The organism is Bacillus sp. ISL-57 (assembly GCF_018613135.1).
In the GTDB taxonomy this organism is placed as follows: Bacteria; Bacillota; Bacilli; order Bacillales; family DSM-1321; genus Peribacillus; species Peribacillus frigoritolerans.
On the sequence record NZ_JAGGQV010000022.1, the window covers coordinates 35037 to 51007 of the forward strand.

10 protein-coding genes, 1 tRNA gene and 1 riboswitch are annotated in these 15971 nt (G+C 38.7%); of the genes, 8 read left to right on the top strand and 3 right to left on the bottom strand.

Annotated elements, in window-relative coordinates; genetic code table 11:
- Positions 1-44: 44 nt before the first annotated feature.
- A complete protein-coding gene (locus tag J7I90_RS23475) occupies positions 45-4148 on the top strand; it encodes a non-ribosomal peptide synthetase (protein ID WP_214773988.1) in 4104 nt (1367 codons plus the stop codon).
- A 24-nt stretch (positions 4149-4172) separates the two neighbouring features.
- Entirely contained in the window at positions 4173-5423 is a 1251-nt protein-coding gene (locus J7I90_RS23480) for an MFS transporter (protein WP_214773989.1), read from the top strand.
- A 412-nt stretch (positions 5424-5835) separates the two neighbouring features.
- Here the strand turns inward: J7I90_RS23480 and J7I90_RS23485 are convergent, their stop codons facing one another.
- On the bottom strand, positions 5836-6582 hold the full coding sequence (locus tag J7I90_RS23485; protein ID WP_214773990.1) for a 4'-phosphopantetheinyl transferase family protein: 747 nt from the start codon (positions 6580-6582) through the stop codon (positions 5836-5838).
- Between the two features lie 83 nt (positions 6583-6665).
- Positions 6666-7988, bottom strand: a complete 1323-nt coding sequence (locus J7I90_RS23490) for an alpha/beta hydrolase family protein (protein ID WP_251025445.1) — start codon at positions 7986-7988, stop codon at positions 6666-6668.
- Positions 7989-8239: 251 nt separating this feature from the next.
- A riboswitch (M-box (ykoK) riboswitch) is annotated at positions 8240-8405 on the top strand.
- A gap of 267 nt (positions 8406-8672) precedes the next feature.
- Between J7I90_RS23490 and mgtE the strand changes: the two genes are divergently transcribed.
- The 5 genes from mgtE (at position 8673) to J7I90_RS23510 (ending at position 12451) form a co-directional block, all read left to right on the top strand.
- Positions 8673-10016, top strand: coding sequence for a magnesium transporter (mgtE, locus tag J7I90_RS23495; RefSeq protein WP_214773991.1), 1344 nt, complete (start codon positions 8673-8675; stop codon positions 10014-10016).
- Between the two features lie 312 nt (positions 10017-10328).
- Positions 10329-11357 (top strand): NADP-dependent oxidoreductase, encoded by a 1029-nt coding sequence (locus J7I90_RS23500; protein WP_214773992.1) that lies wholly within the window; start codon positions 10329-10331, stop codon positions 11355-11357.
- Between the two features lie 133 nt (positions 11358-11490).
- On the top strand, positions 11491-11625 hold the full coding sequence (locus J7I90_RS27885) for a hypothetical protein (protein ID WP_285289464.1): 135 nt from the start codon (positions 11491-11493) through the stop codon (positions 11623-11625).
- Between the two features lie 147 nt (positions 11626-11772).
- A complete protein-coding gene (locus tag J7I90_RS23505) occupies positions 11773-12186 on the top strand; it encodes a YbjN domain-containing protein (RefSeq protein ID WP_214773993.1) in 414 nt (137 codons plus the stop codon).
- Between the two features lie 191 nt (positions 12187-12377).
- A tRNA-Gly gene (locus tag J7I90_RS23510) sits at positions 12378-12451 on the top strand.
- A gap of 1590 nt (positions 12452-14041) precedes the next feature.
- On the opposite strand, the gene J7I90_RS23515 is transcribed toward J7I90_RS23510, so the two are convergent.
- The gene (locus J7I90_RS23515) at positions 14042-14710 is read right to left on the bottom strand and encodes a B3/B4 domain-containing protein (RefSeq protein WP_214774005.1); all 669 of its coding nucleotides are present in this window, start codon (positions 14708-14710) and stop codon (positions 14042-14044) included.
- 105 nt (positions 14711-14815) lie between these two features.
- On the opposite strand from J7I90_RS23515, the gene queG reads away from it, so the two are divergent.
- Positions 14816-15955, top strand: coding sequence for a tRNA epoxyqueuosine(34) reductase QueG (queG, locus tag J7I90_RS23520; RefSeq protein ID WP_214773994.1), 1140 nt, complete (start codon positions 14816-14818; stop codon positions 15953-15955).
- Positions 15956-15971: the final 16 nt, after the last annotated feature.

Here is a 15971-nt window from a genome sequence, read left to right on the forward strand (position 1 = left end):
CAAAGGAGGACAGCGTTATTGATTTTCCAATACGCTAAATTATTATGAATAATAGCTTTCTTCAAAATGCTTTTGAACTTATGGTAACTATATATCCCAATAACATTGCAATAAAAGATAAAGATAAGGTTATAACATATAAGGAATTGGATAGTTGGGCAAATGCTCTCGCCCATTTGCTTGTAAAGAAGGGCATTAACGAAGGAGACCGGGTCGCCATTGCAGCAGAAAGATCCATTTCATCAATAGCTGCCATGCTAGCAACGCTAAAAGCGGGTGCTGCTTACGTGCCACTTGACCCTTCTTATCCATTAGACAGACTGAGGTATTGTATTGAAAAAGCAGAAGTCAATGTATTAATGACTGACGGTTCCGTTCCGGATTTAGCCTTTAATCGGAATTCCATAGATTTAAGAGAGCATTCTAAAATTAGGGCTGAAGATCCTCCAATGGTTCTGATTAATAATGAAACACCTGCCTATATCATTTTCACATCTGGCTCTACAGGACGACCAAAAGGTGTAGTTATTCCGCATCGTGCCATTGTCAATCATATGCAATGGATGCAAAAAGAATTTTCTTGGACTGAAGATGATGTATTTTTACAAAAAACTGCATCGGGATTCGATGCTTCTGTTTGGGAGATATTTGCACCACTATCATCTGGTGGTACTATGGTTATCGGTTCATCCAACCCATTTGATATTGCGACTGATATCAAAAGGCATAAAGTAACAGTTGTACAGTTTGTACCAACTGTACTTAAATTATTGTCGGAACAGGGATCATTATCCAATTTCACATCCTTGCGCCTTTTGTTTTGCGGTGGTGAGTCATTGCAAACATCGTTAGTTAATAAAATCCAAAAGAATTTACCAATACCGATTATAAATCTATATGGCCCTACTGAAGCAGCTATTGATACTACTTATAGAGTTTGTTTGCCGGGTGAAAATCATCTTTTTAGAGAAATCGATTTGGGACAGCCAATCGATAATGCTTCAGTACATGTTGTGGATGAAGAGTTGAATTTATTAGGTACTGGTTGCGAAGGGGAACTACTGATTTCCGGCGAGGGTCTAGCTTTGGGTTATTTTGGTCTTCCCGATGCCACAAAAGAAAAGTTTGTTATATGTCCTTCTACAGGTCAATTGTCTTACCTCTCTGGAGATCTTGTTTATATTAGAGAAGATGGTCATTACGAATTTCGAGGACGTAAAGATTTACAAATAAAGTTAAGAGGACTTCGAATTGAACTTGGTGAAATTGAAGAAACCATACGAGAATTATCTTTCGTTAAAGACATAGTTGTAGAGGTTCGTGAAGAAGTCGAAGAACAATGGCTTGTAGCTTATATACGTTGTGATACAAAGTCTTGGGATGAGATTGGGTTGAGAAGCTATATTGAAAAACGTTTGCCTTCCTATATGATTCCTAATTTTTTTGTCCAGATGGATAGTTTCCCTTATTTAGAGAATGGGAAAATGAATCGACGGGAATTATCTTTAATACCTTTTAGAAGTAATAATGTTTTTGGCGGAATTCAAGATAAATGGGAGCAAGTCATTGCGAATATTTGGGAAGAAGTCTTAGGAGAAAAAGTTCATTCTGCTACAACTGCATTTGCCTCAGCAGGAGGGCATTCTTTACTGGCAATTCGACTCGCAAACCTCCTTTCCGCTGAGTTTCAAATATCGTTAACACATGGATTTGTATTCTTGTATCCAACAATTCGAAAACAAGCAGAATATCTGAAAAAGAATATTTCAAAGAATGGCAAGAAAACTGTAGAACCTAAGAAATTGGAAAAGGTAAACCAAAAATTTGATGCTGATCTTGAAGCTCCATTATCGTTGGGACAACAAGGTATACTATTCTTTGAACAAGAAAAGGAAGCATCTCAATATCATATAGCGTTTCTGTTAAACTTTGAAAAAGGTAAAACTACAAAAATTAAAAAAGCAATTTCCTATTTACGAAGAAGACATCCGATTTTATCATCACGAATTATATTAACTAACAATGGTGAATATATACAGAAATATGATAGTACGCTGAATTCCGAAATAAGTGAACGTTCAGTTGAGGAAACAGGCTTAAGAGAAGTAATTCAAACTGAAGCAGAAAGGAAGTTTGAATTAAATAAGGGTGGATTTCGTGCATCATTATTTAGTACTGACAAGGCGGAATATTTATTGTTAACTTTCCATCATCTAATAGTTGATGGTTGGTCATCTCAGTTATTTGTGGATGAGTTGCATGAACTTATTGAAACCGATCTTGTGGAAAATACGGAAATGAATGCTGCATTCTTCCAATTTGCACATCATCAAAACTCAATGGACTTTAGTGAGGGTCTTGAATTTTGGAAGGATTATCTAGAACAGATTCCAAATCAATCAAGATTCTCAACAAGTATGATGAAGGGGAGTACCCAAACAATAAATGGTAATCATATAAAGTTTTCGCTGCCAAAAGAACTGGAGCAAAAGATACTTTCTTTTTGTCAGAATACATCAATTACAGAATTCTCCATTCATCTAGCAATGGCAGCTTATGTCCTTGCCAGAATGAGTGGTCAACGGGATATTTGCATGGGGGTACCAGTAGCAAATAGAACCTACGAACAGGATTTTGAAGCAATTGGGAATTATGTTAATGTTGTTCCGTTTAGAATTAACTTTACTGAGGATGCTACATTAAAAAGCATTTCCGAAAAGATTGCACAGGATTATGCCGAGATAATAAAGTACGAGCATATTCCCATTGAAAAAATTATTCCTGCTGTTCTGAAGAGTAGAAATAGTGACTATCGGCCACTATTTCAAGTTATGTTTGTATATAATAGATTTTTGAAAAAACAACCCTATACTCAATTTAAAATGGAATCGGTTTTAAGTGATACTTCCAAATGCGATCTTAGTTTCATCATAGAACATGATGGAGAGAATTCAACATTCACAATAGAATACTGTAACGATTTGTTTACGGATCATGTAATCTCGGAAGTGAAGCAAGAATGGATCTCTCAAATGCAAAGAATAGCTGATGAAACCACTAAATTTGAAATCCAGGAAAATAGTATGGAAGCCACAACATTGAAAAATGACAAGAACTATCATGCGGATAAAGAAACAATAATGAAAGTTCAAAACATATGGAAGGATATTTTCAGAAACTCAGACGACAATTTAAATAGTAACTTTTTTGAAATAGGTGGCCATTCGTTATTAGCAATGAGATTTATTGCTCTACTAAATAAGAAATTCGAGCTAACTTTGCCAGTATCTATTGTATTTGATTATCCCACTGTACAAGGAATAGCTCATGTTATAACAAACTCCATTAAACCTAATGGCGTAGTACACGTCTCACCAGCTGAGAACCGTCAAAAAATATGGTTTATTCACCCCGCTGGCGGAGCACTTTGGTGTTATAAAGAAATGGCTGCGGAATTAAATGAAATGTTTGACGTTTGGGGAATTGAAAGTGCGGAGATTCCTGAAAGTGATAAATATGAAGATGATTTATTAAATATGGCTAAACGATATGCTTCTTATATTCTATCTGTTCAACCTGAAGGGCCTTATTATATTACGGGCTATTCGTTCGGTGGTAATGTGGCTTATGAAATAGCTCGTTCCTTTGAGGCTGAAGGAAGAGACGTTGGTTTATTAACATTATTAGACTGTCATTTCAGTAAAGCACGTGATTTCGACAAAATGGAGTTTGTAAAATCATATGCATTAAAGTTTACGAATGGAGCTAATGATAAGTTTGATCCGGATGAGTTAACCCTCATGGACAAAGGAGAACTATTGGAATTCCTCTTGAATTTAGGAAAAGATGGCGGTCATCTCCATATGGACGCAGAAGTTGAGGATGTTAAGAGCGGCTTGGGAATTTGGGAAGCAAATAATGTCGCTATTCATCGTTACAATATATCAGGAGCTTTTTACGGAAAAGTTCTGTTTATACGAGCTGAAGAAAATGAGCATGATACCACTGTAGGTTGGGAAAATTACTTGGCTGGGGAACTAACAGTGCGTTCAGTTCCAGCTCAACATTTTACAATCTATAAATCTCCAAATGCTGAAAATGTTGCTAAGATTATTATGGAACAAGTTGCATCTATAAGGTATGTATAAATTTAAGGAAAAAGGGTTTATAGTATGAAAAAAAATCATATGCGTTGGAGATTTTTTGCTGAGGGTATTCAAAACACTTTATTTTATATGCTATTTCCATTTATTGTTTTATATTTAAACGATGCCTGGAACCCTTACCTAGCATCTTTTGCTTTAGCCATAATTTCAGTATTGGGTGTAATATCAGGTATTTGGGGTGGGATCTTTGCAGATAGGATAGGAAGAAAACCTATGATGATATCTTCAAGTATAGGTTTTCTGGTTGCGACTATATTATTTATCATTGGAAGAATAGCTGGAAGCAATATAATGGTATTTGGCAGCTTCGGTTTAATGAGTATAGCTTATTCTTCATATATACCTGCAGGAAGAGCTTATATATCTGATTGGCTCGATGAAAAGGAACAAAAAAAAGCATATGTATTCACCTACCAGATATTTAATGTTGCGGTGACGCTTGGTCCACTTATAGGAAGTTTTATATTTGATTCCATGCCTATTTGGTTTATCGGAACATCCTTGGTATCTGTACTGACTTTAGTATATATATCACTATGGAAAACTCCGGAATTTCAGGTTGATAGAAAATTAGGTAATGAAGAAAGAATGAATGCAAATGGTAAGTTTACAAAAGCAGTAGTGCTTATAGGAAAAGATAAACGTCTTTTACTTTTTGTTGTTGCCAGTGTATTTGCAGCTCAAGCTTTCATGCAGTTAGAAATATTGCTTCCGTCAACTTTACTAGATCGATTATCTGAAAGTACATCAATATTCGGTTTTACAATTAATGCTTCTCAAAACTATGCTTCTTTGTTAATGACAAATGGGATTTTGGTAATTATTTTAGGCAGCATGGCGGCTAGGCTTTCTTCAAAGTATAGCACCCGTTTTGGGTTTGTAGGTTCCAGTATTTTGTATGCTTTCTCCATGGTTATCTTTGGTTTTTCTCAAAACTATATAGGTTTTTTTATAGGAGTCTTAATCCTTACAGTAGCTGAATTACTTGTTGTTAGTACACAGGATTCTTACATTGCTGGCATTGCGCCTGCTAACCAAAAAGCACAGTACTTTGCTGCGGCAAATATACGCTATTCAATAAGTCGAATATTTGCTCCACAGTTACTAGCATTTGTACCATTAATTCGGCATGAGGGAGCTCTTCTGGTCGCTGCTTTTTCTTCCTTAATAAGCGCTTTCCTATTTTTCATGCTCTTTCAAAAAAGTATATTAGCTTATAATTCAAAAGTTGGACAGAGTATATCGGAGAAAATATAAAAAAAGGCAGAAATATTCTGCCTTCGGAATGTAGACAAACTCGATGAAATTCGAGTTTGTCTACATTTTTTTTCGGTCTGTACATTTTGGACATTGATTTCCACTCCAGGCACTCGCTTTTCCCGCAGGCATCTTGCACCTTACGTTCCACTCAACATTGTTTTACCATTTAGATAGAATTTCCTAAAGTCTTCATTTTTTTTTAATAGAATGAATAAAGCTTGAGGTAAAGACGATGCTTTATTAATATGATTCCATTCAGCGAGGCGTAAACAATTGAAGAAGTTGAAAACAAATAGGACTTACCATTTGTTCTTAGGCAATGGTTTCCATGATAGGGTGCCTCATTTCTCAGCTTCAGGGAAAATCATGAACGACACTTTAAAACTTCTATATAGTAATATAAAGTTATTTAAAGTGTTTTCAACTCATTCATTAAACTATTCAATTCTATAATATCGATATTATCAGGGAATTCGAAATGATTTTCATTTCCGTTATTAGCACAAACACTTATGGGATACCCAGATCCAAGATGATACAACTTAAAACGATAGTCAGACGTATTTCCAATTTTTAAACCTAGTGATTTTATTTTTGAAAATTCCTCAGTTGGTATTTCTAAACTATAACGATTCCTTCTATTCAAGATTGAAAAAGTATTTGGGGGAACCAAAAAACCTGAACCTATACATTTTAACCAGCTTTCCTTCAGCGTCCACATTTTAAAGAAAATTTCGATTTGATTAGCTTTGGGTGATTTAATTAAATACATTAGTTCTTCACTGCTAAAAGTACTGTTGGCAATTTCATAGATATTGAAATCTTTGACCTCTTCTATATCAACGCCTATGGAATCATTATGAATGCCAACAACAACCCAATCACCTGAATGGGAAATATTAAAGTGAATTCTTCCTCCTGCTAGATGGGGTTTCCCATTTTCACCTAAGACAAATTGGATATTTTGAAATGGATCTTTTAAACTGTCACTTATGAACCACTTAGCTAATAGCTCCCCAAATAAAGAACGGTATTTATCCTCTATCTTTTGTAATTTGCGTATGCTCAATTGTCTTTGTCGAGGACATAAATTGAGCATTTCTTCATAAGTGTTTTCATTCAAATCTTTTGGTAATTTTAAAGCGATAATCTTCAATTTTGATCTCCTTATTTACCTTAATATTGTAGGCACCAAGAATCATTTGAGTGATCTTTGCAAACCCGGGGGAGAAACAATTCTCAATTTCTGGTGATGTCATTTTTGTTTAAAAATTCAATGATTCCACTCACCAATCCAGAGGATAATGGCAGTTCAGGATTTGTATAGGTTGCTAAATTTCCTGCTCGATCTGCAGGGGCTTCTTTCAATACATGATTCATCTTTTCGATTATAAGTAATTCTGAATCGCCTTTTTCCTCATGTAACGCTTTTGCATTAGTTGCCGGCACTTGAATGTCTCTATTGCCGTTGACGATCAGAACAGGGATATTCAGTTCCTTTACTGATTCTAGCGGGTTATATTGAATCCAAGAAATCATGTAAGGCTGAACAGAGGGGCGGAATACACTTTGCAGATCAGCACTGACAGTCTCGACTTGTTTTCCTTGTTTTAGCTTTGCCAGTATATCTTTGGATTCCGTTAATAACGCCGGTGTAAGCTGCTCTTCAAGCTGTTTGATTAGAACTTGGTCAATAGGTTCGCCTGCACCCGCCAATGAAATGAATATGTCCGTTTCTGTTTTCTTTGCGGCTGCCATTCCAATTAACGAGCCTTCGCTATGGCCGATGATGCCGACTTTGGAAAAACGGCCATCCTTTTTGGCAAATTGGACCCAGGCAGCTGCATCATCAATATACTGTTCAAATCTCAGGTCCTCTTCTTTTCCTGCCAATTGCATATTTTCACCAATTCCGCGCTTATCATACCTGATGCTTGCAATCCCTTTTTCAGCAAGACTTTCGGCTAACATTTTCAGACTATTATTTTTTCCGGGATTTGCAATGGTGTTACCATCTTTATCGGTCGGCCCGGAACCCGCAATCATAATCATCACAGGAAAAGGCCCTTCATGTTTTGGTGTTTCTAAAAGGCCTTTAATGGTTCCGTTCTTTAAGTCGGCCTGCACGATTTCACCTGATTCTTTTTCTTCAACTGCCTGATCGGATTTCTTGAGCAATTCAAAGGGGAAGGCTTGCCCTTTTTGAACAAATGTTCCTGAAATCTTATCCTGATTTACTTTCCCATCAAACGTAATTTGCTGATTTTGGATTTTCATATCAAAAAACAAGTCTGATTCACTTAACCTTACACTTGTTAAGGGGAACTCGTTCAACCCTTGTACAGGAATACTTATCGTTCCATCCTTCTTCGTAAAATGAACAATGATTGGAAGCGGGTGATTTGGGATCTTAATATTTCCTTCCCATCTGCCTTCAATAGCATTCAATGAGCTCACTTCCTTCGATTTCTCCTCCACCTGTACCTCGTCCTTGGTTCTGCAACCTGCCATTAATAAAGCAGCACTTACGATAATACATATAATCCACAAAATTTTTTTCATTTGAGCCAGTTCCTTTCTTGAAATAATTAGACTCAGTCATTGGATATCCGTTTTCATTATAAGTAAGTTTCAATATAAAATTCCAATATTTTCCCTTGCAGTCGCATTATTTCTCCGTTGTATCCTTTTTAATCCGGGCGCAAAAGTTGGTGTTGTTTCCATTAAAGGTCGGGAAATCAGGTCGAAATTAGAATTATTTGAATTAAACATTGACATCTAAAAGAAACTCTTTTAGAGTGAATGTGTAAATTAAATATCCTCGTTAGGTGAGGCTCCTGTGTAGGAGATACGCTACTGCCCAAAAATGTCGAAAGACGCCAATGGGTCAACAGAAACCATCGACATAAGGTGGTTTTTAATGTAGCTGGCTTTGTCCTATGCCACACAGTGCTAAAGCTCTACGAATGGAGGAACTGGATTTATGCTTGTATTTGTCATTCAGTCATATACGGCTGTTTGTATTTGTCAACCAGACAATGTACGCATATATACCTATTTAACACCTTCATTTGTAATGGAGGTGTTTTTATTTTTTTCCTGGAGGTGAGGGATTTGGACAACTATTCACGACGACTTTTTCGTGAATGGAAACAAGATTTTGGAAGGGGAATAATAATATTTTTTTTACTCTTAATATATAAGGGAAATATTTTTTGGCTCCCCTAAAAAGGAGTGAGAGACAAGATGGAAAATCAAATGACTTTACAAATCATAAAGGTATTAAAAGAAGGAAAAAAGAAAGAATTTCAAGCGATATTGGAAGAACTCCAACCATATGACATTGCGCGAATTTTTGAAGGGCTCCCAGAAAAACACCATACACGCTTCTTGTTGTTACTCGATTCAGAACAAATCGCTGAACTGATTCAAGAAGTTGAGAAGGCCCATCAATTAAAAATTCTTAGTAAATTGGGAATAGAGAAATCCGGCCATGTAATGGATTTAATGGATAATGATGATCTAGCTTCATTGTTAGAGGACCTATCCCCTGGAAAAATCGAAGAACTCCTTTCTGGCATGAAACAAGAAGAATCAAAAATCGTTCAAAATATCATGAATTATCCCCCTGAAACGGCAGGGCGAATCATGACAAACCGTTTTGTATGGATCCCCCAACATTATTCGGTGCGTGAATCAGTTGAAAAACTGAAAATCTTTGCGGAGTTTTCGGAAACGATCAACTATCTTTATGTAATTGATAATGATAAAAAATTAGTAGGTGTTGTCTCGTATCGGGATTTAATAATAAATGATGAATCTGAAAAAATTCAAGATATTATGTACAGCCGGGTTATCTCCGTATCTGCATATGAAGACCAAGAAGAGGTAGCTCGTGTTATTGAGCGATATGATTTTTTAGCAATTCCAGTAGTGGAAAAAAATAATGAGTTAGTAGGAATTGTAACCGTCGATGATATTATTGATGTTGTCATTAAGGAAGCGAATGAAGATATTGAAAAATTATCGGCATCCGGTAAAGCTATAGACTTTGACACGAAGGCGCATGTGGCCGCATATCGTCGGCTGCCCTGGCTTATTTTACTTTTATTCATCGGATTAGTGTCTGGAACCATTATAAGCGGTTTTGAAGAAACCTTGTCCAAAGTTGTTGCACTTGCCTTCTTTATGCCGATGATTGCAGGGATGACTGGAAATACAGGTACTCAATCTTTAGCTGTTGTTGTAAGAGGCCTAATCACTAGTGATACGGATAAAGGAGTCGTGACCAGGCTCATTATACGAGAACTGAAAGTTGGCTTGATAATAGGCATCACCTGCGGAATATTAATTTCCATCATAGCTTATGTTTGGCAGGGAAATCCCGTTTTGGGATTAGTGGTTGGAAGTTCATTGGTGATGACCCTGATTATCGGGACTTTAGCTGGGACCATTATTCCTTTGATATTATATAAATTCAACATCGATCCCGCAGTTGCGTCTGGTCCGCTAATTACAACACTGAATGATATACTCTCGTTACTAATTTACTTTGGGATTGCAACGATGTTCATTTCAAAATTGATGTAGACTATCCATGAATTAGTTCATAAGAAGAAGGGGCAGTAGCCCTGTAGCGGAAAATAAAAAAAGAGTATTTCAAGCTGCGGCTTTTTCCCGGTATTCAATCGGGGAAAGGCCGTTAAATTTTTCTGGAGAGCGAACAGTTTATCGAAATGAAAAGCATTGGACATAATAGGCTATAGCAAGTTTGAGATTTTCAGAAAAGGCTACATAAATGGTGTTATGGAAGCAATAGCCAATCATATTTTTTGACCTATGAACTTCATCAGTGATACGCTTCTTTTCGAAATTACGTATTCAAACCAAGGAGGAACAATGATGACACAAACCAAACAACAAATAATCACCCTGGCAAATCGCCCGAAAGGTATGCCTTCGAAAGGGGATTTTAACTTTGTTGAGAGTGAAGTTCCCACACCGAAGGATAATGAGATTTTAGTACGGACACTATATTTATCTGTCGATCCATACATGCGTGGCAGAATGCAAGATACCAAATCATATATAGCTCCATTTGAATTGAATAAGGTCATCACGGGCGGCGTTGTTGCCGAAGTTGTTGAGTCGAAATCGAATTCCTTCAAACAAGGGGATGTCGTTGTTGGGAATATCGACTGGGCAGAATACACAGTTGTCACTGAAAAGGATATCCGTGTGATTGATCCCAAGGTGGCTCCGGTCACAACTCATTTGGGGATTCTTGGAATGACAGGTTTAACTGCTTATTTTGGTTTGCTTGATATTGGTAAACCTCAAGAAGGTGAAACGGTAGTCGTTTCAGGAGCGGCTGGAGCAGTTGGTTCAGTAGTCGGACAAATTGCTAAGATTAAAGGTGCGAAGGTTGTTGGCATCGCTGGCTCGGATGAAAAACTTGAGTACTTAACGAAAGAGCTCGGGTTTGATGGAGCCGTAAATTATAAAAGTGATAGTTTTGCGACAGATTTAGCCAATGCTGTTCCTGATGGAGTCGATGTTTATTTCGATAATGTGGGCGGCGAGGTGTCCGATGCTGTTTTTACACTTTTGAATGCGAATGCCCGAATTCCATTATGCGGGGCAATTTCCTCATATAACGCGGAAGGAAAAGATCTAGGACCGCGTCTGCAATCGGCAATGATCAAAACCAGTGCACTAATGAAAGGTTTCACAGTTGGAAATTATGCCGCTAGATTCCAGGAGGGTGCTACGGAATTAGGTAAGTGGCTTCAAGAAGGAAAGCTGAAGTATGAAGAAACGATTATTGAAGGGTTCGAAAACACACCGGATGCATTTTTAGGTCTGTTTAAAGGAACGAACCTCGGAAAACAGCTTGTAAAAGTTGCGGAACCCGAATTCGCTCAACTATAAGTTTTATGGAAATAAAGCTGAGGAAGGTCTTCGTTGTGATTTTTAAGCAGCTTATAACAAAAGCGGCCTTTCAATCGGGAAAAGGCCGTTTTCCTAATCAAGTGGTATCTCTTAAACCATTTAGGGATATACCATGGCGATAGCGGCAGTTAAAGGTCGACCACTTACGAATAAAGAGGTTCCTGAAATGGAAGGATACTCAAAAATCCGCCAGGAAATTTTGGACCTGCAAGTAGCGTTTCAGTTTTCCGGAGAAGCAACCGGCTAATCAATCTAGGAAGGGTGTTCATACTTGACTCCCTTCCTTTTAATGTCGCCTCTGTTAATAGGAGAAAATTGGCAGATTGGTAGAAAAGTCTGTAAAAATGCTGGTTTTCATTATAAAATGGACTTATAAACAGAAAGGTGATGAACCATGTCAAACGTTGCTAAATTTCGTGATTTTTTAACTAGTGAGAAAATCTATATGAATGAGTTGAATGAAGATGGCACCACCTTTTTTAGAGCCGAGCAAAAGTTAAAGGACGGGTGGAAGGTCCTTTTAGTATTTGCTTTCAATCAAGATGAAAATGTGGCGGACTTATTTTGCTTTAATGTCGCCGAGTTGAAGAATCCTGAAAAGAAAAAGGATGTACATACACTGTTGAATGAATTTAATGCTAATTTCAGGTATTCCAAGCTGTATGAAGAAAATGGGACCATTTCCATTCGTTATTCATACTCCATTGAGGGGGATATCGTACCGGATCTGGCGTTCAGGAAGTTAATCATGCTGCTTGAAACGGCACAGCAGGTTTATCCGCGTTTAATGGAAGTCATTTGGTCTTAAATCATCATATAGGATGAAAAAAGTTCTCTGAATCAGAGGACTTTTTAACATACTTACTAGAGTGAATGAATATATTAACGTTACAATACGCTAATTATTAATTTTTTTTAAAAAAACTATTGCATTTTTTCACATTAAACTATATAATTAATTTTGTTGATTGGTAATTCGACAAACTTCTACAAGAATATGCGGGTGTAGTTTAGTGGTAAAACCTCAGCCTTCCAAGCTGATGATGAGGGTTCGATTCCCTTCACCCGCTCCAATACATACTCATAACGTAGGGTTTCGTTACCTGGAGAACGAAGCTTTGCGTTTAAATATTATCACAAGAATTCTACTGTTTACAGTGGGATTTTTTTATTGTCCAAATTGCCTGCATTTCATCGAAGCGGTAACACAGTATGTCATACCCAAAAAATTTTTGATTATCCTTCATCCGGGAGTGTGGGGATTTAAATGCAGCATGAACTTAGTCAATATGATTAACTATGTTAGTAGAATCCGTTTGAATAAGTTTGTGCTTTTTTTGTTAATGGGGAAGAGAAAGGCGTGCCAGGCTTATGTAGCATCGATGATTATCAATCGAAAGGCAAAAAGTAACCATTGTAAACCGGCTAGCTGAGACCCCGGAAACGTTTGCTTTGATGAGGCTTCGCAGACAGTCGGAGGGAAGGTAATGAATTTCTGGGGTAAAACGGAAAGTGTTTTTGAGGGTTAGCAAATCTGATCGTTGATTTCCACTACAGGCACTCGCTTTCCGCGGGCGGTCCGGGAGCCTCCTTGGCTCTCGCCTTCGGTGTCTCCCTTGGCCACGCTTTTCCCGCAGGAGTCTCGTACCTTACGTTCCAATCAACTGGAACGTTCTTTTAAATAAAAACCGCAGGCTAGACTCATCCCGAACCAAGTTTAAGACGAAGTAATCCTTGAGGTTTTTTACATTAATCCTTAAAGGATGGAAGAAATTTGCGACACTCCTGCCGAGGAACTGGCTAGCCGGGACCCCGGAGACGTTTGCTTTTTTGAGGCTTCGCAGACAGTCGGTGCAAAGGGAGCGGGTTTCTGGAATCGACTGGAATGAAATATTAAGAAAAAACCGTAGGCTAGACTCATCCCGAACCAAGTTTAAGACGAAGTAATCCTTGAGGTTTTTTACATTAATCCTTAAAGGATGGAAGAAATTTGCGACACTCTTGCCGAGTAACTGGCTAGCCGAGACCCTGGAGACGTTTACGTCGAGGAGGCTTGGCAGACAGTCGGCGGAAAGGGAGCGGGTTTCTGGAATCGACTGGAATGAAATATTAAGAAAAAACCGTAGGCTGGACATCCCGAACCAAGTTTAAGACGAGGTGATCCTTGAGGTTTTTTACATTAATTCTTAAAGGATGGAAGAAATTTGCGACACTCCTGCCGAGTAACTGGCTAGCCGAGACCCCGGAGACGTTTACGTCGAGGAGGCTTGGCAGACAGTCGGTGGAAAGGGAGCGGGTTTCTGGAATCAACTGGAATGATATATTAAGAAAAACGCAGGCTAGACTCATCCCGAACCAAGTTTAAGACGAGGTGATCCTTGAGGTTTTTTACATTAATTCTTAAAGGATGGAAGAAATTTGCGACACTCCTGCCGAGTAACCGGCTAGCTGAGACCCCGGAAACGTTTACCTCGAGGAGGCTTCGCAGACAGTCGGCGGAAAGGGAGCGGATTTCTGGAATCGACTGAAATGAAATTTAAGAACCTTTTTCAGGGTATCGATCGGTTGAATAAAAGGATACTAGCGGACTGGTTTTATAAGTGGAACAATAATGAAAAGACCCCTTCCGATTGTGGAAAGGGTTTATTTCCGTTCAATTTTAATTATCCTTCTATAATCGAGTAAGTTCCTTCACCACCGTGGATTTCAAGAAACATGTCCATCAAGGATTTCGTTAGCTGATTTGCTTCCGTGGTTGAAGTATTGGGTTGTAAATAAATGATTTGGATGGCTTTTTTCGTTTCTTCTGTGACTTTGGTGCGTTCTGAATCAACGTAAGGACTTCCGAATGCGCCAGCATGATCGGCTGAGGTAATCATATTTTCCATGGAATTGAAGCGGCCGTTCAAACCGTCATACCCATCTGACCCCTCGCCAATCTTAATCGAGATGTCTCCTGTTAATTTTCCAGCATCATAAATGCCGATCGGAACTTCATATAACAGCGAGAAGAAGTTATTCAAATCGATGGCCGAATGGATGGGTGTCAAGTAATTCTGTTTTTTTACGCGGCGGTAAAGGGCTTCCACGGAGGGACGATACCGTGACGGGTTTGTTCCTGTAGCCTTGAAAATTTCCCGCCACACTTTAATGCCGGAAAAGTCGGTCAATTCCTTTTCTTCAAGGTCGAAGAAAAGAGCTTCCTGAAATAGTTGAAGTCTTCCCTTCACCATTTGCGGGGAGGGACCGACTTCGATGTTTTCATATGTAATGACCCCGACTTTGAATTCAGGGATTTTACTGCTAATATTAGCTGATACGGTAATTTCCAACCGTTTCACCTCCAAAAATGATTGCAATTAGTTTATCATAGAAAGCAATGGTTTGAAATGGATTCAAGCTTCAATGGGAATACTGAATGAACGTAGGTGATTAATATGGATATGAACTCATTCAAGCAAGAAGTGATTTTATATAGTAAGGAAATCGGCATCGATAAAATCGGCTTTACATCGGCTACGGCTTTCACCGAACTGAAAGGTCGGCTGATACGTCAACAGGAACTGGATTACCAGTCAGGGTTTGAGGAAGCCGATATAGAAAAAAGGGTAAGGCCTGAATTGATATTCGATAAACCGCAATCCATCATTTCGATTGCTCTTGCTTATCCTTCGAAATTGAAGGATGCTCCGCAAAGTACAAAAAGTGAACGCCGCGGGATCTTTTGCCGGGCGTCTTGGGGAACGGATTATCATACCGTTCTCCGTAATAAATTGCAGTTACTTGAGAATTTCATTAAAGATAAAGTGCCAGGGGCAATGATGAAGTCCATGGTTGATACGGGTGAGTTATCAGATAGGGCAGTGGCTGAGCGTGCAGGTATTGGCTGGAGTGCAAAAAACAGTATGATCATCACACCGGAATTCGGGTCTTATGTATACTTGGGAGATATGATATCCAACCTGCCATTTGAACCGGATCAACCGATGGAAGATCAATGCGGGACATGCAATAAATGTGTCGATGTTTGCCCGACTGGAGCACTCGTTCAGGGCGGCCAGCTAAATTCCAAGCGTTGCATTGCGTTCTTGACACAGACAAAAGGATTCCTTCCGGATGAGTTCAGGACGAAAATAGGCAATCGTTTGTATGGATGTGATACATGCCAGACCGTTTGTCCGAAAAACAAAGGAATGGATTTTCATTTTCATGAGGAGATGGAACCCGATCCCGAGCTGGCGAAACCGCTGTTAAAACCCCTGCTTACGATTTCAAATCGGGACTTCAAAGAGACATACGGCCATGTATCTGGCTCTTGGCGCGGTAAAAAACCAATCCAACGAAATGCCATTTTAGCATTGGCCCATTTCAAAGATGAAACGGCAATGCCTCTATTGATACAGGTCATGAAGAATGATCCGCGACCCGTCATCAGGGGGACGGCGGCCTGGGCAGTTGGGAAAATTGGCCGGGAGCAGGCTGTTTCCGCATTGGAAGAAGCACGAACGAAGGAAAAGGATGAAGAGGTATTGGCGGAAATTGAGAAAGGACTGCAGTTTACCTTGGAAACAAAATAACATTTAAAATGCAGCC

Bases quoted from the DNA above. Each gene is read 5' to 3' on its own strand.
- J7I90_RS23475 (WP_214773988.1), top strand. From the start codon at position 45: ATGAATAATAGCTTTCTTCAAAATGCTTTTGAACTTATGGTAACTATA.
- J7I90_RS23480 (WP_214773989.1), top strand. From the start codon at position 4,173: ATGAAAAAAAATCATATGCGTTGGAGATTTTTTGCTGAGGGTATTCAA.
- J7I90_RS23490 (WP_251025445.1), bottom strand. From the start codon at position 7,988: ATGAAAAAAATTTTGTGGATTATATGTATTATCGTAAGTGCTGCTTTA.
- mgtE (WP_214773991.1), top strand. From the start codon at position 8,673: ATGGAAAATCAAATGACTTTACAAATCATAAAGGTATTAAAAGAAGGA.
- J7I90_RS23500 (WP_214773992.1), top strand. From the start codon at position 10,329: ATGACACAAACCAAACAACAAATAATCACCCTGGCAAATCGCCCGAAA.
- J7I90_RS27885 (WP_285289464.1), top strand. From the start codon at position 11,491: ATGGCGATAGCGGCAGTTAAAGGTCGACCACTTACGAATAAAGAGGTT.
- J7I90_RS23505 (WP_214773993.1), top strand. From the start codon at position 11,773: ATGTCAAACGTTGCTAAATTTCGTGATTTTTTAACTAGTGAGAAAATC.
- queG (WP_214773994.1), top strand. From the start codon at position 14,816: ATGGATATGAACTCATTCAAGCAAGAAGTGATTTTATATAGTAAGGAA.